This window comes from Acidisoma cellulosilyticum (assembly GCF_020621385.1).
In the GTDB taxonomy this organism is placed as follows: Bacteria; Pseudomonadota; Alphaproteobacteria; order Acetobacterales; family Acetobacteraceae; genus Acidisoma; species Acidisoma cellulosilyticum.
In genome coordinates this window covers 214,470-231,965 of the sequence record NZ_JAESVA010000006.1, presented here as the reverse complement: position 1 = coordinate 231,965, position 17,496 = coordinate 214,470, and the positions used below count along the sequence as shown (strand labels likewise).

Genomic DNA, 17,496 nt, shown 5'->3' with positions numbered 1-17,496 from the left:
CTTCCACTGAGGACGACTGATCCATGAATTCCACCGCACAGCCGCAGATCACCGTTATCGGTCTTGGCTCCATGGGTTTCGGCATGGCTTTGTCCTTGCAACGCGCGGGCTTCGATGTCGTCGGCTGCGATGTGTCCGCGGCCGGGCGGGACCGGTTCCAGGCGGAAGGCGGACGGGTGGCCGCGACACCGGCGGAGGCGGCCGCAGGCTCCGCCATCGTCATTTCCGTCGTCGTCAATGCCGCGCAGACCGAGGCCGTGCTGTTCGGGGCCGACGGCTGTGCCGAGACAATGCCAGCGGATGCGGTCTTCATCTCGGCCGCGACCATGGCGCCCGATGTGGCGCGCGGGCTGGCGGCAAGGGTGGAGGCGACGGGCCGCCACTATCTTGACGCGCCGATCAGCGGCGGCGCGCAGCGCGCGGCCGAAGGCGCCTTGACCATCCTGGCGTCAGGCTCCGCCACCGCCTTCGAAAAGGCGAAGCCGGCGTTGGATGCCATGGCAGCGACGCTGTATGAACTCGGCGATTCCGCCGGCACGGGTGCTGCCTTCAAGATGATCAATCAGCTGCTCGCAGGCGTTCATATCGCGGCCGCCTGCGAGGCGATTACCTTCGCCGCCAAACAGGGTCTGGACATCCGTCGCGTCTATGAGGTCATCACCGCCTCGGCCGGCAATTCCTGGATGTTCGAGAACCGGGTGCCCCATGTTCTGGACGGCGATTATGCGCCGCGCAGCGCGGTGGAGATCTTCACCAAGGATCTTGGGATCATCATGGACATGGCGCGCACCGAGAAGTTTCCGGTGCCGATCGCGAGCAGCGCCCTGCAGATGTTCATGATGACCGCCGCCAGCGGCATGGGACGCGATGACGATGCCTCGGTCGCGCGGCTATACGGGCGCGTCACCGGCACGCCCCTGCCGGGCGACGCATAGGGATAGGACAAGCCAGCATGCCGAATTTTGCCGCCAATCTGACGATGATGTTTACGGAATGGTCGTTTCTGGATCGTTTCGCGGCCGCAGCCGATGCGGGTTTTTCGGCGGTCGAGTTCCTGTTCCCCTACGAGCATCCGCCCGAAGCCGTCGCGGCCCAGCTGCAACGCAACGGGCTGACACAGGCGCTGTTCAACCTGCCGCCCGGTGATTGGGGCAAGGGCGAACGCGGTCTGGCCGCGCTGCCGTCACGCTTCAGCGAATTGCAGGCCGGGGTCGAGACCGCGCTGATCTATGCCGAAGCCACGGGCTGCCGCAGCTTGCATCTGATGGCCGGAATCGCGGAGGCCGGCGATGCGCGCGCATCCGCCGCCTATCGCGAGGCTGTCGCCTGGACGGCGGAGCGTGTCGGCGCGGCTGGCCGGACCCTGGTGCTGGAGCCGATCAACCGCCGCGACATGCCGGGATATTTTCTCAATGATTTTGCGTTGGCCGAAGACCTGATCGCCGCACTGGCGCTGCCCAACCTGAAACTGCAGTTCGACATCTATCACCGCGCCATCATGCATGGCGACGTCACCATGGCGCTGCGGCGTTTGATGCCGACGATCGGCCATATCCAGATCGCGAGCGTGCCCTCACGCCATGAGCCTGACGCCGAGGAACTCAATTACCCCTTCCTTTTGGCCGAGCTTGACCGCCTGGGTTATGAAGGCTTCGTCGGGTGCGAGTATCGCCCGGCGGGCGCCACGATCGACGGCCTGGGCTGGTTCAAACCTTACCGTGGAATCAGCGCATGACCCTCGCTCTCGGCTGTATCGCTGACGATTACACGGGGGCCTCGGACCTCGCCAATACGCTGGCGCGCCAGGGGCTGCGGACGGTGCAGACGATCGGCTTGCCCGCCGCCGCCTTCGATCTTTCGGGCGTCGATGCCGTCGTCGTCGCATTGAAAAGCCGCTCCATCCCGGCGGCCGAGGCGGTGGCGGCCTCGCAGGCGGCGGAAGTCTGGCTGCGCCAAAAGGGCGCGGATCATGTTCTGTTCAAGATCTGCTCGACCTTCGATTCGACTGATGCCGGCAATATCGGGCCGGTATCCGATGCGCTGCGCGACAGCGGCGCTTGCCCGATGGTGGTGGTGACACCCGCTTTTCCGGGGACGGGACGCACTGTCTTTCAGGGCAATTTATTTGTCGGCGTCATGCCGCTGAATGAAAGCCCGCTGAAGGACCATCCGCTTAACCCGATGCATGACGCCAATCTGATGCGCGTTCTGTCTCGGCAGACCGCGACCCGCATCGGCCTGGTGCCGCTTCAGATCGTCGATGCCGGTCCCGACGCCCTGCGTGCCAAGCTGGCGCAGTTGCAGGCGGAGGGCTTCGGCATGGCGATCGTCGATGCCGTGTTCGACCGTCATCTGCTGACGATCGGCGCCGTGACGCTTGGCTATACGGTCTCGACCGGTGCCTCGGGCCTGGGTCTTGGCCTGGCCGCAGCCCTGATCGCAAGCGGTAGAGTGGCAAAAGCCGAAGGCGCGGCGGCAGCCGAGGCGCCGGTCGGCGGTCAGGCGGCCATCCTTGCCGGCAGTTGCTCGGCCGCGACGCTGGCGCAGATCGATGCCTTCGCCGGGCAAGGGCCGATCTTGCGTCTGGATGCCGAGCGTCTGCTGGCCGATGCCGAGGCGGAAGTGGCGGCAGCCCTTGACTGGGCTAAGCCGCGCCTCGCTGCCGGCCCCTTGCTGATCGCCAGCAGCGCTGCGCCGGATCAGGTCGCGGCCATGCGCGCCCGGCCGGACGCGGAGAGCACGGGGCACAGGATCGAACAGGCGATGGCCGCGATCGCGGAGGGTCTGGTTCAGGCCGGGACGCGCCGCCTGATCGTGGCCGGGGGCGAGACCTCGGGCGCGGTCGTCGATCGGCTGAGCATTTCCGGCTTTCGCATTGGTGCGGAGATTGCGCCGGGCGTGCCGGTGCTGCGGGCGATGTCCGGGCAGGGACCGGATCTGCTGATGGCGCTGAAGTCGGGCAATTTCGGCGGCACGGATTTCTTCACGGATGCCTTAGCGCTCATGCACTGAGCGCGGCCAGGGGATTTTGCGCGATGTGCGCAAAAATCCCCTGGCCAACCGACCATCTCCCGCGTATGAATTGCGCAATTCGCGCATAAATGAGCGGTGCCGTTCGACGGCCTGCTGAGGGAGATCTTCTGTCGCTTCGCACGCCACAACCGTCCTGGCTGATCCTGGCGGATGACCTGACCGGTGCCGCCGATAGCGCCATTGCCTTTGTGCGGCATGGATGGCGGGCCTCGGTCAGTTGGGGTGTCGACGTGGAGCCTGAGGCGGTGGTCGCGATCGACGCGGATAGTCGGCGCTTGACCGCGACGGAGGCAGCAGCGCGCCATCGCAGTTTGCTGCAGGCCCGGTATGCCCCGGGTCTGCGCCTGTTCAAGAAGATCGACTCGACGCTGCGCGGCCAACCTGCGGCGGAGCTATCGGCGACCGTCCGGCTGTTGCGGGAGGCAGGGCAAGGGGCCTTGTCCGTGGTGGCGCCGGCCTTCCCTGAAACCGGCCGCACGACGGAGGGCGGTGGCATCCGCCTGCAGGGCCAGGCTTTGGAAGACACGGCCCTGTGGGCGCGCGATCACAGCTATCCGACCGCCAATCTTGTATCGGTGTTGACCGGCGAGGGCCTCCGTGTCGCGCATCTCAGCCTGGATGCTTTGCGGGACGGTGCCCTGGCGCAACGGCTGCCCGAGGCCATCGCGGCCGGCTTGGATGCCTTGGTCTGCGATGCCGCGACACCGGCCGATATGGATCTTATCGCGCGCGCGACGCTGCCCTGGGCAGAGCAACTGTTCTGGACCGGATCGGGCGGCCTGGCGCTGGCATTGGCGCGGGCCGAGAGCACGCCGGCCTCGGCCGAGGTTCTGGACGTGAAGGGCGGCATCCTGTTCGTGGTCGGCAGCATTGCCGAGGCGTCACGCGCTGCCGCGGCCGTGGTGGCGGCCGAGGCGACCGTCATCGCTGTCACGATCACGCCTACGACCTTGCGCGCCGGGTCCGGTGACGCTGCCTGGCAGACGGCTGGCCGCCAGATCGCCGATGCGCTGCAGGCGGATCAGGACGTGCTGGTGTCGATCGCGCCGGACAGTGACGCCGATCTTGCGCAAGGCGCGGACCTCGCGCGCCGTCTGGGGGAGATTCTGCGACCGGCGGCCCCGCATATCGGCGCGCTGTTCGCGACCGGCGGGGAAACCGCGCTGGCGCTGCTGGATGCGCTGTCGGTGACGGGCATCCGGTTGGTGGCGGAGATCGAGGCCGGCGTTCCGCTGGGCCTGACGCGCGGGGCTTTGACGATCCCCGTTGTGACCAAGGCCGGCGCCTTCGGCGATGCCGGGACCTTGCATCGCTGCCTTATGCATTTGCGCCGGTTAAGGCCAAGGGAGAACGGATCATGAGCAGTTCATCCAAGACGCGTCCCATCATTGCAATCACCATGGGAGACGCGTCCGGCGTCGGTCCTGAAGTGATCATGAAGGCTTTGGCCAGGTCAGAGGTTCAGGACCTTTGCCGGCCCCTGGTGATCGGTGACGCGGTGCGGCTGCGGGAGGCCGGCACCGTTGTGCATAGCGGTCTGACGGTCAATGCGCTCGCAACCCCGGCCGAGGCCCGCTACGCGCCCGGAGAGGTCGATTGCATCGATCTTGGCCTTATCCCTGCCGGTCATCCTTTCGGAAAACTCTCCGCCATCTCCGGCGAGGGCGCCTTTCGCTATATCGAGCGTGCCACGCGGCTGGTGGAGGCGGGAGAGGCCGATGCCATCTGTACCGCGCCGCTCAGCAAGGAGGCGCTGCATGCCGCCGGCCATAAATATCCCGGCCATACCGAATTGCTGGCCGCGCTGACGCATACGCCGGAAGTCTCCATGATGCTGGTCTCGCCCAAGCTGCGCGTCATCCATGTCACGACCCATATCGGCCTGATGGATGCCATCCGGAAGATAGAGCCTGGTCTGGTGGAGCGGACCATCGCGCGCGGGCATGAGACGATGGTGAAGGCCGGCTTTGAAAATCCTAGGATCGGCGTTTGCGGCATCAATCCCCATGCCGGTGAGAACGGGCTGTTCGGTCAGGGCGAGGAGGCGGAGAAGATCATTCCCGCCGTCCTTGCCTGCCAGGCGAAGGGGTGGACCGTCACCGGTCCCTTGCCGGCCGATACCTTGTTCTATCTGGCGGCGCGCGGGGATTATGACCTGGTGGTCGCCATGTATCACGATCAGGGTCATGGGCCGATCAAGGTTCTGGGCCTGGAATCGGGCGTGAATGTCACCATCGGCCTGCCCGTGGTCCGTACCTCGGTCGATCACGGCACGGCCTTCGATATCGCGGGCAAGGGCATCGCCGATGAGGGGTCCATGATCGAGGCGCTGCGTCAGGCGGTGGACCTGGCACCCAGGCGGCACTGACGGGCCATGCGGCGCAGCCGGAACCGGCGGGAGGCTATTCTCGCCGAGGTCAAGAACGGGCAGGCCGATGTCGATCGTCTGGCCGCGAGCTTCGGCGTTTCGGCTTCCACCATCCGGCGCGATCTTCAGGAACTCTCGGCCAGTCAGGCAGTGACGCGCACTTATGGCGGTGCGATCCTGACGCCGGGCCCGGTGACGGACGTCGAACAAAGCCTTCAGGCAAGACGAGCGGTCAACCGGTCCGCAAAAGCGGCGATCGCGGCGGCGGCACTGGCGCTTTTGCGCGACGGTGAGCGTCTGATCCTCGACGGCGGTTCGACCGTCGCGGCGATGGGGCAAGGGCTGCGCCAGCGCCGCCATCTGATCATCACCAATAATATGCCCCTGGTGCCTTTGCTGGCCGGCATGGCCGAGATTGAGGTCATGGTTCTGGGCGGCGCCGTGCGGTCGATCAGCATGGCGACCTCCGGCCCGGTTGCCGAACAGGCCTTGCGGCAGGTGACGGCCGATATTTGCTTTGTCAGCGCTGACGGCGTCGTCGCGGGGCGCGGCCTATGCGAAGCGATGCCCGAGCAGACGGCGCTGAAATCCCTGATGATGGCGCAGGCCAGCGAGATTGTCGTCCTGGCGGATAGCAGCAAGCTCGGTCAGGCCAAGCAGCCTTTCTGGGCGCCCCTGGACCGGCCCTGGACCTTGATCACGGATGCGGCGGCCGACCCGATGCAATGCCGGCTGCTGGAGGGCAGCGGGGCCAAGGTCATCCGCGCCGAGTGACGTCACGGTCATGCGCTTACGATCGGACCTTATCCTGCATGGCCCAGTCTTCCGCGAGCACGCGGCCTTCCTGTTGCCAGAATTCCTGATCCGCCAGCAAGACCCTGGTCGCCGCATTGTCCAAATGACGATAGGCGGCGGTTCTGGCGGCTTGCGGGTCTTGCGCGACGATCGCGTCATAAATCTGCCGATGCTCCTCGGCGACGGCGGACGCGAAATCGAGACGCCTTGCTTCATTGGCGCGCGTCAGGCGGATGGCTGTGCGCATCGGATCGGCGAATATGCGCACGAACTGGTTCCAATAGGCATTGGACGTTGCCTGGCCAATGGAAAGATGGAAGTCCAGGTCTTCATCGACGCCGTCGTTCCGCGCCTTCTCGACGGCCAGAAGCGCCTTCTTGATCGCGGCACTTTGCGCCTTGGTACGGCGTTCGGCGGCGAGGGCGGCCATTTCCCCTTCGATCGGGCGCCGGACTTCCAGAAAGCCGAGCAGCCCGTCGATGGAGCGCGGCATCGACAATCCCTTGTCCAGGCTTGGGCTGACTGCGCAGACGCGCGCGGCGGTCCCTTTGCGCGTTTCGACCAGGCCGTCAGCCTTCAGGCGCGTCACGGCCTCACGCACCACCGTGCGGCTGACCTGGAATTTGAGGCCGATCGCCTGTTCCGACGGCAGTTTCGAACCGACCGGAAAGATCCCCCGGCCGATGCGGGCGCGCAAAGCCTCGGTCAGCTGATCCGTCCGGCTGCGAGGCCCCATGACTCTGCCTATCCTTCTGCCGTCCAACGGCGACGATGGGCGCCAGCATACAGTCTTCATCGGAGATACAACTAGGGGGAAAGGCAGGATCGCCGAGGCCATCGCGCGCACCGAAAATTTGACTTGCGTCGCGCGGCCAAGCCGGTAAAGGTGTCATACAGCTTTTACCCGACGGAGATCGGGAAGGAAAGAAACCAGGATGCGTCTTGTCGTAACCGGTGCCGCCGGTTTCCTCGGTCAACGTTTGATATCCGCCATTCTGGCGCGCGGAAGCCTGACGAATGCCGCCGGCGTCGTGACGCCGGTGACCAGGATTCTGGCCTTCGACAAGATGGAGGCGCATGCCTTCGGCGATTCCCGCGTTTTGCCCGTAACGGGCGACATTGCGGACCCGGGCGCGGTCGCGTGCCTGATCGATCAGGATACGGACAGCGTCTTTCATCTGGCGGCGGTCGTTTCCGGCGAGGCAGAGCGGAATTTCGATCTTGGCCTGACAATCAACGTCGATGCCACCCGCGCGATCATGGAGCGCATGCGCCATGCGGCGCCGGGGGCGAAGCTGATGACGACGAGCTCGGTCGCGGTCTTCGGCGGGGCCATGCCGGCGACGGTGCCGGATAGTTATGTCTGGAAGCCGCAAAGCTCCTACGGCACGCAGAAGGCGATCAACGATCTGCTGCTGTCGGACTATTCGCGGCGCGGTTATATCGACGGGTTGAGCCTGCGGATGCCGACGATCGTGGTGCGGCCGGGCAAGCCCAATGCGGCGGCGTCCAGCTTCGCAAGCGGCATCATCCGTGAACCGCTGAATGGCGATATGGCGATTTGCCCGGTCTCACCGAAGACGGTTTTGTGGATCATGTCGCCGGAGCAGGCGATCCTTAATCTTTTGCACGGGCATGAATTGCCGCGAGCCTTGCTCGGCAGCGATCGCGTCATCAATATGCCAGGCCTGTCGGTGACGGTGACAGAGATGCTGCAGGCGCTGCGGTCCGTGGGCGGGGATGCGGCGGCAGATCGCGTGCGTATGGAACCCGATCCGGCGATCGAGGCGATCGTCAATTCCTGGCCGGGGAATTTCTCGGCCGAGCGCGCGCACAGCCTTGGCTTCACGCATGACGCCGATATGCGATCCATCATCGTCGCTTTCATGCGGCATATGGGACTTCATTGAAGGATGAGACAGCCGATGCCGGAATCATCGCAATCATTCGGGCAGTATGCCCGACTGCCGCTGGGCCCTTTGCAGGATACCCGCTATCCGGACAGCCGTGTCGAGGCGCTTGACCCGCGCTTCAAGGCGCGGCAGGGCAATGCCGGAATCGAGCGCATCGCGACGGGATTCCGCTGGGCGGAAGGTCCGGTCTATTTTCCCGCCGGCGGCTATCTTCTGTGGAGCGACATTCCGAACAACCGCATGCTGCGCTGGCTGGAAGATGACGGGCATGTCAGCGTCTTTCGCGGCCAAAGCAATTTCGCCAACGGCAATACGAGCGACCGCGAAGGGCGCCTTGTCACCTGCGAACATGATTCGCGTCGCGTGACCCGCACAGAGGTCGACGGCAGCATCACGGTATTGCTCGACCGCTATCAGGGCAAGCCGCTCAACGGGCCGAATGATCTGGTCGTGACATCTGACGGCGCCATCTGGTTTACCGATCCCGGTTATGGGATCGACGGTCCTTACGAGGGCCATACCGCCGAGGCCGAGTTGCCGCGTCACGTCTACCGGCTGGATCCGCAAACCGGCGAGGCTGCTGTTGTCGCCGATGATTTCTGCCGCCCGAACGGTCTGGCGTTTTCGCCTGACGAGACGAAGCTTTATGTCGTGGACAGCGGCATTACCCATGGCGGTCCTGCCCATATCCGGGTCTTTGACGTGGCGGGGACGCGGCTGACGCATGGTCGTGTCTTCGCGGAGGATTTCGCGCCCGGCTTTACGGACGGCATGCGCACGGATGCGGACGGCAATGTCTGGTGCAGCATGGGTTGGGCGGACCCGCAGGAGGACGGCGTGCGCTGCTACGCGCCGGACGGCGATCTGATCGGCAAGGTGCATTTGCCGGAAACCTGTGCCAATCTTTGTTTCGGTGGCAAAAAAGGTCATCGGCTTTTCATGGCCGCCAGCACGTCCGTCTATGCGCTTTATCTGAATACGACGGGCGCGGCCTGGAAAGGCTAAGCATCCAGCGTTTTGCCTCAACCGGTTCGGGGCGGCGGAAGACTTCGTTAAAAATAATAAGAAAAGAGGGTCAAAATCATGCCGAATGTTAAACGGACTGTCGCCACCGCGATTGCGATAACCTGCCTTGCCTGGTCGAGTTCGCCGGTGCGGGCAGCCGATTATGTCGTCGGGCTGAGCGTCGCGACGCTCGCCAATCCCTTCTTCCAGGGCATGACCAAGGGCGTGAAGGAAGGCATTGGCGCGCACCCCAATCTGACCCTGATCAATACCAGCGCCAATGGCGACGCCAATACCCAGACCAATCAGGTCACCGACCTGATCAACCAGCATGTCGCGGCACTGATCCTGAACCCGATCAATGCCAATTCCATTGTGCCTGTCGTCAAGGAAGCGAATAAGAAAGGCATTCCGGTCTTCACGCTGGACCGCGGTGCTGCCTGCGGCGACTGTCAGGTCAATTTCCTTGAGACAGACAATGTGGAACTGGGCAAGGAAGGCGCGGATTTCATCGCCGCCCAACTGAAGCAGCGCTACGGGTCGATCAAGGGCAATGTTGTGGACCTTGAGGGCCTGCTTGGCACGACGGCGGGCGATGAGCGCGAGCAGGGTTTCGCGACCGAGTTCGCGGCGCTGCAGAAGGACAATCCCGATCTGAAGTTGATCGCCCGTCAGGCGGCCGATTTCGATGCCGACAAGGGTTTCAATATCACGACCCAGCTTCTGGCCGCGCATAGCGATATGGACGCGATCTTCAACGGCAATGACGACAATGCCGTTGGCGCCATCCGCGCCATCCGCCAGGCCAATCGCTTCGCGCCGATCGGCAGCCCCAAACATATCATCATCATCAGCATCGACGGCACGGAACAAGCGCTGAGCGCCATCCGCAACGGACAGATGGACGGCACCTTGTCGCAGAATCCGCTGACCATGGCGAAGCAATCGGTCGCCTATGTCGAGGCTTATCTCAGCGGCGACAAAAGCAAAATTCCGGCCCATCAGTTCTGGCCGCATATGCTGCTGACCAAGGCCAATATCGATAGCCCGGCCGCCAAGGCCTATGGGCTTTGGGGCGACGAGGTCAGCCAGTAATCCGGGGACAATCGACCATGGCAAATCTGCTGGAGATGCAAGCCATCTCCAAAGGATTTCCGGGCGTGAAAGCGCTGTCCGATGTCAGCATCTCCCTCGATAAGGGGGAGGTGCTCGGCATCGTCGGTGAGAACGGCGCCGGCAAATCCACTTTGATGAAGATCCTGGCCGGCGTCTTTCCGCCGGATGCCGGCAAGATGCAACTGGAAGGCGCGCCCTTCGCGCCGCATCGGCCGCGCGATGCGCTTGATGCCGGTATCATCGTCATCCATCAGGAATTGAGCCTGGTGCCGGATCGGTCGGTGGCCGAGAATATCTTCCTCGGCAATCTGCCGCGCGGGGCTTTGGGGGCGGTGCGCCGGGCCCAGCTCAATCGCCAGGCCAAGACCTTGCTGGAGCGGGTCGGGCTGGCGGTCTCGCCCCAGGCGCGGGTGCGTCACCTTGGCATCGCTCAGCAGCAGCTGGTGGAAATCGCCCGGGCCTTGTCACGCTCGGCCAGGGTGATCGTGATGGACGAGCCGACCGCAACGCTCACGACCGCCGAGCAACGCATTCTGTTCGCGACCATCGAAGCTTTGCGTGACGCCGGCGTCGGTCTTGTCTTCATCAGTCATCACCTTGAAGAAGTCTTCGAGATTTGCAATCGCGTCACCGTGCTGCGCGACGGCATGGCGGTGGAGACCAGATCGGTCGGCGACTGGACGGAGGCCAGCCTGATCCAGGCCATGGTCAACCGGCCGATCGACGCCTTGTTCCCCGAGCGGCATGCCGTGGTCGGCGATATTCTGCTTGAGGTGGAAGGGCTGGCGGCACCGGGGGCCTTCAGCGATGTGTCCTTCGCGGTGCGCGCGGGGGAGGTGGTGGGCCTGGGCGGCCTTATCGGCGCTGGGCGCACGGAGGTCCTCAAGACCATCTACGGGGCTTTGGCGAGCAGCGGCGGCCGTGTGCGGGTCGGCACCCGAGACGCCCGCATCCGCTCGCCGCGCGATGCGATCGCTGCCGGCCTCGCCTTCGTGCCGGAAGACCGGAAGGGGGAGGGGTTGGTGATGCCTTTCCCGATCCGCAGCAATCTTGCCTTGTCGACGCTCGGCAAACTGTCCTGGTTCCGAAGCATCTTGGCGCCGAAGCGCATCGATCGCCTGGCCGATAAGACGGTGGCGGAGCTTCGCATCCGAACCCCGAATACCCGGCAAGTGGTGCAATCCCTGTCCGGTGGCAATCAGCAGAAGGTGGTTCTGGGTCGTGCTTTGACCACCCATCCGCGCGTCTTCCTGCTCGACGAGCCGACGCGCGGCATCGATGTCGGTGCCAAGGTCGAGGTCTATCGGCTGATCAATGCTTTGGCGGAGCAAGGCAGTGCGATCCTGGTCGTGTCGTCGGACATGATCGAGCTGCTGGGGATTTGCGACCGGATTCTTGTGATGCGGGCAGGGCGTCTTGCCGGTGCCCTGCCACGGAGCGAATTCAGCCAGGAGCGGGTCATGCAGCTTGCGGCGCTCGGTTAATCAGACGTTCAGAATAGAAGGCTCCCGATGGCATCCGCTCAAACCTCAACCCCTCAGCGTCGCGGTTTCGGACTGGCGTCCATCACCCGCGCGCTTAATGAGCTTACGATTGTCGTGGGCTTTCTCGCGATCTCGATCTATCTCGCGCTGACGACGCCGGCCTTTCTGACGTCGGCGAATATTCTGTCGATCCTGCTCGCGAGTTCGCTGATCGGCATCGTCGCGGTGGGCGAGACTTTCGTGATCGTGACGGGCGGCATCGATCTTTCGGTCGGCTCCGTCGTCGCTTTTACCGGGGTCATGGCCGGTCTGGCGTTGAATGCGCATGTGCCGGTTCCCATGGCCATCATCGTCGGTATCGGCATCGGCGCTTTATCCGGCGGGTTCATCGCTTTTGCGGTGACATTCCTGAATATGAGTCCCTTCATCGTCAGTCTGGCGGTTTTGGCGATGGCGCGCGGCCTCGCCTTCATCGTGACCAACGGCAATACGCTGTTCTCCTTCCCCGATGCTTTCGACAATATCGGCGGCGGCAATCTGGGTCCCTTTCCGGTGGCAGCGCTTATCACGCTCGGCGTCTTTCTGGTCGCGGGATTGGTGCTGGCGCGCACGGTCTTCGGTGCCGAGGTCTATGCCGTCGGCGGCAATCGGGAGGCCGCGCGGCTGGCCGGCATTCCCGTGGGTCGCACGCTGGCCATCGTCTATATCATTTCGGGCGCGCTTGCCGGATTGGGCGGCGTCATTCTGGCAGGCCGGCTGGACAGCGCGCAGCCGATCGCGGCCGTGGGGCTGGAGCTGAATGCCATTGCCGCCGTCGTCATCGGCGGCGCGTCGCTGTTCGGCGGCAAAGGCAGCATATTGGGCACGCTGCTGGGCGTGCTGATCATCGGACTGATCAATAACGGCCTGACCCTGAAGAATGTGCAGCCCTTCTGGGTTCAGTTCATTCAGGGCGCGGTCATCTTCGGCGCGGTTCTGATCGACAGTCTGAACCAGAAGCGCCGCAAATCCTGAGCTTAAGCGTCACGGCAATGAAAGGCTTATCATGAACACGCAAGCGATTCCCGCCGGCCTCGGCCGTATGAAGGGCAAAGCCGTCCTCATCACCGGGGCATCCAACGGCATCGGCTATGCGACGGCGCTGCTATTCGCGGCGGAAGGCGCGCGTCTCATCATCAACGATATCGCGGCCGAGCGGCTGGAGGCTTTGCGAGAGATCATTGCCGCCGCCGGCAACGATGTCCAAAGCGTCGTGGGCGATGTGTCCAAGGACGCGGATGCGCGCGCGATGGTGGCGGCCTCGGTCAGCGCCTTCGGGCGCATCGATGTCCTGGTCGCGAATGCCGGGATCATCCCCGAATTCGATCTGCTGACGGCGACGGCGGCTGATTTCGATCACGTCATGGCGGTGGACGGGCGCGGGATGTTTTTGACCTGCAAATATGCGGCCGAGGCCATGCTGCAATCCGGCGGCGGCGCCATTGTCTGTCTGTCCTCGATTTCGGGCGAGGCCGGGCAGAGCGGGCAGGCGGTCTATGGCCCGGCCAAATTCGTGGCCTCGGGCATCACCAAGCATCTGGCCGTAGAACTGGCGACCCGGGGCGTGCGCGTGAACGCCGTCGCGCCGGGCACCATCGCGACGGCGGCGCTCGCGAAACTGTCGGACGAATATGTGGCGGGCGTGACATCCCGCCACCCGATCGGGCGTGTCGGCCGGCCGGTGGAGGTGGCGAACGCCATCCTGTTCCTGGCCTCGGACGAGGCCTCCTTCATCACAGGGGTGGTGCTGCCGGTGGACGGCGGTTATCTGGCGCAATGACAGGCCCGGATCCGCTCCTGCTGCCCTTCCGCGCCGATGGCAAGGTTGCCCTGATTACCGGTGGGGCGCAGGGCATCGGTCTGGCGACTGCCAGGCTTCTGGTCGCCCTGGGCTGCCGCGTCATCCTGACCGATATCGACGGCGCTGCGGCGGCCGCCGCAGCGCAGGAATTTGCCCCAGGGCTGGCGCGCGGGCTGACCCTGGATGTGGCATCTGAGGCCAGCGTGACCTCTGGCTTCGAGACGATCGCGGCCGAGGAAGGGCAATTGGATATCCTGGTCAATAATGCCGGCCGGGCCATCCGTCGGCCGTCCCTTGAGCTTGATATCGCCGATTGGGATGCCGTGGTCGCCGTGAATATGACCGGCGCCTTCCTGTGCGCCCGTGCGGCGGCCGGGCTGATGGTGAAGCGCGGCGCTGGCGGCGTCATCGTCAACACGGCCTCCATCATGGGTCTGTCAGGGGGCGGGCTTTACCCCAATATCTCCTACCAGACGACCAAGGGGGCGATCGTGAATATGACGCGCGCTTTGGCGGTGGAATGGGCAGGGTATGGCATTCGGGTCAATGCCGTGGCACCGACCTGGACCCGCACGTCCTTCATCGGCCAGCTGGAGGAAAACCCGGATCTGATGCGCCGCATCCGGGAGGTGACGCCGCTCGGGCGTCTGGCGGAAGCCGAGGATGTGGCGCATGCCATCGCCTTTCTGGCCAGCCCGGCTGCAAGCATGATTACCGGGCACACCCTGGCGGTCGATGGCGGATTCCTGGCGCAATAGCGCTGGGGGTGTCAGCGATGATGGCCGGCCGCCAGCTTCCGGTAGCGATCGCGGCTGGCTTCCAGATGCGTGCGCACGCAGCGGCGCGCCAGTTTGCTGTCCCCCTGACGGACGGCCTCGAAAAGCTGGCGATGCTCCTTCTGGACCTGGCTGACATAGGATCGCCGCTCCTCGACGGTTTCAAGGCCGACGCGAATGGTTTGGCGCGGAATGATAACGGGACCCAGGAACTGCATGAAGCGCTGGAAATAGGGATTACCGGTCGCGGCCGAGATGGCGCAGTGGAAGTCCAGATCCTCCTTGACGGCTGAGGCACCTCTCGCAATGGCCTCGTCGATGCTCTCCAACGCGCGTCCGATCAAGGCGATGTCTTCGTCGGTACGCCGCTCGGCCGCGAGCCCGGCGGCCTCGACCTCGACCGCGAGACGCAGCTGCAGGACATTCTCGATTTCGACGAGCGACTTCAGCTCCTCGGAGACGATTCGGAAGGGCCGCGCGGCGGTATGGTCCGCCACGAAGACCCCGGCCCCCTGGCGGCTGACGATAAGCCCTTCGGTGCGGAGCGTTGCCATGGCCTCTCGGACGACCGTGCGGCTCACCTGATATTGCGCGATCAGCTCCTGCTCCGTCGGCAGCTTCTGGCTCGGCTGCAGACGCCCGGCGCGGATATCCCGGCCGATCCGCTCAGCAAGCTGAGCGGTCCGCGTGGGGGAAGGGGCTATCCGCAGGTCTTCAGCCGGGGTCTGAGGCATGAGCCGTTCCTTGGTGCGATTCTTGTCTTCCGATTAGCCTTGGACCTGTCAAGTTTTATCCGCCGACCGGAGATCTGGCGACCGGGGATCTGGGGTCGATCAAGCCTGCGGATTTGAGTTCAAGCCAGAAGTCCGGCGGGATCGGGTGACGCACGTATTGCGCATTGGCGCGCACTTCCTCGACCGACCTGGCACCCGGGATGATGCTGGCGACTAAGGGATTCAAAAGCGGAAACTGCAGCGCCGCCGCTTGCAGAGGAATCCCATACCGGCCGCAGACGGCTTCGATGGCCTTGGTCTTGTCTTTGATCGCATCGCTCGCGGGGCGATAATCATAGGTCGCAGACGGAATGGCGCCGGTCGCGAGAATGCCCGAATTATAGGGACCACCGACGATCAGGCTGATCGATCGCTTTTCACACAGCGGCAGCAGCCGGTCCATGGAGTCTTGATCAAGCAAGGTATAGCGGCCTGCGAGCAGAAAATAATCGAAATCGCCGGCTTCAGCGAAATCGCAGAGCATCTGCCACTGATTGATGCCGACGCCGATCGCCTTGATGACGCCCTGGGCGCGGAGTTCGGCCAGGGTGGGAAAGGCCCCGTCCATCGCCGCCTTGAAATGGCTTTTGCTGAAGGGATCGATACCGGCGCCGACATCGACCGCCTCATCCGGATCATGGATCGCGAGCATGTCGATATAAGGGGTCTTGAGCCGTTTGAGGCTTTCCTCGACACCGCGCAGCACGGCATCGCGCGTATAGTCAAAATCCGCCCGCATCGCAGGGGGCTCGGCCCAAAGCTGCGGCTTGAGTTCGGACGGGCTGATGGGCACCAGACTGTAGCCGACCTTGGATGACACAACGATATCCTGGCGCGGCAGATCGCGGATGCCTTCGCCGAGCCGTGTTTCGCTGAGGCCGAACCCATAGACGGGCGCCGTGTCGAAATAGCGTATGCCGACATCCATCGCGGTCGCGACGGTGGCGGTGACATCCCTGGGCTCCATTGGCCGATACATATTGCCGAAGGGCGTGCCGCCTATTCCGAGCTCAGTGACATGGAGGTTGGTTTTCCCGATCCGGCGGGTGGCAAAGGCATCTGTCATTTTTTTGTTCTCTTGTCCCTCTGCTTGCCCGGCCTTGGGCCGGACGTGAAAAGACATTGACAGAAAATTTGTCATATTACAATGTAACCTGACTACAGGGTCACAAGGGTGCGGCGGTGCCGGTTCTTGCTCCAAAGCAAAAAAAACAAAACGGGAGGCTCGTGTGGATCAAATTGACGACCTTGGCTTAGGCCGGGCGGTTGCGCGGGGCATGGGGCGGCGGTCAGCCGCGCGTCTATTGGCCGCGACGGGGATCGGGACGATCGGGATGGCGGGGGCCGCCGGCAGGGCTCTGGCGCAGTCGGGCCCTTATCCCGGCTTGCCCAAGAAACCCTATAAATTCGTCTTCGTTTGCCATGTGACCTTGGACCAGTTCTTTGTCCCGGCGCAGTATGGCATTCAGGACGCTTGTGCGGCTTTCGGCTGCCATTACCAATGGACCGGCTCTCAGAACAATGTCGTGTCTGAGATGGTCAATGCGATGGAGACGGCCATCGCCGAAAAGGCCGACGGGATCGCTGTATGTCTGGTCGACCCGACGGCGTTTGATGCGGCAACCGCACGCGCGGCGGCGGCCGGCATTCCTGTCGTCGCCTTCAATGCCGATGTGCCCAAGGGCAGCCCCAATAAGCGTCTGTCCTATATCGGGCAGCCCTTGTTTCAGGCTGGGTACAATATCGCCGAGAAATGGCTGAAAATGGTGCCGAAGGGCAGCCATGTCATGCTGTCTATCGGCATGCCGGGGTCTTTGAACGAGCAACCGAGGCTGGACGGCTATATCCAATGCATCAAGGACAACGGCAATCCGGTGACCTATGATGTGATCAATACCGGTGTTGATGCGGCCACGGAGATTTCGCGCATCGGCAGTTATGTGCTCAGCCATAAGAATGTCGCGGGTATTTTCACGACGGGTGGGTCGGACACCTATGCGGCGGGCTTCGTCTCGGCTCAGTACGGTCTGGCCAAGAAGGGCGTGATTGTCGCGGGTTTCGATCTTTTCCCGCAGACGCTGGGCTATATCAAATCCGGCGACATGACCTTCACGACCGACCAGCAAGCCTATCTGCAGGGATTTCTGCCGGTCCAGCAGATGTATATGTGGAAGTTGTCGCAAGGATTGGTCGGCACCGCCGATACCAATACGAGCGAGGCCTATGTGACCAAAGACAATATCGACCAGTATCTGGGCAAGTCTCGGTTCGAGGGCACGGCGCGCGCCGAGCCGGTCTAAGTATTCGACCAAGACTGGAAACGTCGCGACGCCCCTCGCCACCAGTATCGCGAGGGGCGGCCGATCACTGAGGTAAGCACGGTGATGATCAGG

The 17,496-nt window shown here is 63.7% G+C and carries 17 protein-coding genes; 14 read left to right on the top strand and 3 right to left on the bottom strand.

Translation table 11 applies throughout. From position 1 onward, the window contains the following. Window positions 1–23 precede the first annotated feature (23 nt). From ltnD to ACELLULO517_RS18490, 6 genes are all read left to right on the top strand, one after another. On the top strand, window positions 24–935 hold the full coding sequence (ltnD, locus tag ACELLULO517_RS18515; protein ID WP_227308905.1) for an L-threonate dehydrogenase: 912 nt from the start codon (window positions 24–26) through the stop codon (window positions 933–935). Between the two features lie 17 nt (window positions 936–952). After that, on the top strand, window positions 953–1,735 hold the full coding sequence (gene otnI / locus ACELLULO517_RS18510) for a 2-oxo-tetronate isomerase (RefSeq protein WP_227308904.1): 783 nt from the start codon (window positions 953–955) through the stop codon (window positions 1,733–1,735). Beyond that, complete coding sequence (otnK, locus tag ACELLULO517_RS18505) at window positions 1,732–3,012, top strand: 3-oxo-tetronate kinase (RefSeq protein ID WP_227308903.1); 1,281 nt, start codon at window positions 1,732–1,734, stop codon at window positions 3,010–3,012. Before otnI ends, otnK begins: the two co-directional genes overlap by 4 nt. A gap of 89 nt (window positions 3,013–3,101) precedes the next feature. Then, on the top strand, window positions 3,102–4,394 hold the full coding sequence (locus tag ACELLULO517_RS18500; RefSeq protein WP_227308902.1) for a four-carbon acid sugar kinase family protein: 1,293 nt from the start codon (window positions 3,102–3,104) through the stop codon (window positions 4,392–4,394). Beyond that, on the top strand, window positions 4,391–5,401 hold the full coding sequence (gene pdxA, locus ACELLULO517_RS18495; RefSeq protein ID WP_227308901.1) for a 4-hydroxythreonine-4-phosphate dehydrogenase PdxA: 1,011 nt from the start codon (window positions 4,391–4,393) through the stop codon (window positions 5,399–5,401). Before ACELLULO517_RS18500 ends, pdxA begins: the two co-directional genes overlap by 4 nt. 6 nt (window positions 5,402–5,407) lie before the next feature. Beyond that, complete coding sequence (locus tag ACELLULO517_RS18490) at window positions 5,408–6,175, top strand: DeoR/GlpR family DNA-binding transcription regulator (RefSeq protein WP_227308900.1); 768 nt, start codon at window positions 5,408–5,410, stop codon at window positions 6,173–6,175. A 16-nt stretch (window positions 6,176–6,191) separates the two neighbouring features. Here the strand turns inward: ACELLULO517_RS18490 and ACELLULO517_RS18485 are convergent, their stop codons facing one another. Further along, entirely contained in the window at window positions 6,192–6,932 is a 741-nt protein-coding gene (locus ACELLULO517_RS18485; protein WP_227308899.1) for a FadR/GntR family transcriptional regulator, read from the bottom strand. 199 nt (window positions 6,933–7,131) lie between these two features. Here ACELLULO517_RS18485 and denD point away from each other — a divergent pair, with 199 nt between their 5' ends. The 7 genes from denD to ACELLULO517_RS18450 all read left to right on the top strand — a co-directional run bounded on the left by denD (window position 7,132) and on the right by ACELLULO517_RS18450 (window position 14,312). Continuing rightward, window positions 7,132–8,106: a D-erythronate dehydrogenase gene (denD, locus tag ACELLULO517_RS18480; RefSeq protein WP_227308898.1), complete on the top strand. Its 975-nt coding sequence runs from the start codon at window positions 7,132–7,134 to the stop codon at window positions 8,104–8,106. A 15-nt stretch (window positions 8,107–8,121) separates the two neighbouring features. After that, complete coding sequence (locus tag ACELLULO517_RS18475; protein ID WP_227308897.1) at window positions 8,122–9,114, top strand: SMP-30/gluconolactonase/LRE family protein; 993 nt, start codon at window positions 8,122–8,124, stop codon at window positions 9,112–9,114. Between the two features lie 78 nt (window positions 9,115–9,192). Next, on the top strand, window positions 9,193–10,209 hold the full coding sequence (locus ACELLULO517_RS18470) for a sugar ABC transporter substrate-binding protein (RefSeq protein ID WP_227308896.1): 1,017 nt from the start codon (window positions 9,193–9,195) through the stop codon (window positions 10,207–10,209). 17 nt (window positions 10,210–10,226) lie between these two features. After that, window positions 10,227–11,714: a sugar ABC transporter ATP-binding protein gene (locus ACELLULO517_RS18465; RefSeq protein ID WP_227308895.1), complete on the top strand. Its 1,488-nt coding sequence runs from the start codon at window positions 10,227–10,229 to the stop codon at window positions 11,712–11,714. A gap of 27 nt (window positions 11,715–11,741) precedes the next feature. Further along, window positions 11,742–12,728: an ABC transporter permease gene (locus ACELLULO517_RS18460; RefSeq protein WP_227308894.1), complete on the top strand. Its 987-nt coding sequence runs from the start codon at window positions 11,742–11,744 to the stop codon at window positions 12,726–12,728. Between the two features lie 31 nt (window positions 12,729–12,759). Further along, on the top strand, window positions 12,760–13,533 hold the full coding sequence (locus ACELLULO517_RS18455; protein ID WP_227308893.1) for an SDR family NAD(P)-dependent oxidoreductase: 774 nt from the start codon (window positions 12,760–12,762) through the stop codon (window positions 13,531–13,533). Further along, the gene (locus ACELLULO517_RS18450; RefSeq protein ID WP_227308892.1) at window positions 13,530–14,312 is read left to right on the top strand and encodes an SDR family NAD(P)-dependent oxidoreductase; all 783 of its coding nucleotides are present in this window, start codon (window positions 13,530–13,532) and stop codon (window positions 14,310–14,312) included. The genes ACELLULO517_RS18455 and ACELLULO517_RS18450 overlap by 4 nt, the downstream gene beginning before the upstream one ends. An 11-nt stretch (window positions 14,313–14,323) precedes the next feature. On the opposite strand, the gene ACELLULO517_RS18445 is transcribed toward ACELLULO517_RS18450, so the two are convergent. Beyond that, window positions 14,324–15,064, bottom strand: a complete 741-nt coding sequence (locus ACELLULO517_RS18445) for a FadR/GntR family transcriptional regulator (RefSeq protein ID WP_227308891.1) — start codon at window positions 15,062–15,064, stop codon at window positions 14,324–14,326. A 55-nt stretch (window positions 15,065–15,119) separates the two neighbouring features. Continuing rightward, entirely contained in the window at window positions 15,120–16,169 is a 1,050-nt protein-coding gene (locus ACELLULO517_RS18440) for an aldo/keto reductase (RefSeq protein WP_227308890.1), read from the bottom strand. Between the two features lie 163 nt (window positions 16,170–16,332). Between ACELLULO517_RS18440 and ACELLULO517_RS18435 the strand changes: the two genes are divergently transcribed. Then, window positions 16,333–17,403 (top strand): sugar ABC transporter substrate-binding protein, encoded by a 1,071-nt coding sequence (locus tag ACELLULO517_RS18435; protein WP_227308889.1) that lies wholly within the window; start codon window positions 16,333–16,335, stop codon window positions 17,401–17,403. Window positions 17,404–17,496: the final 93 nt, after the last annotated feature.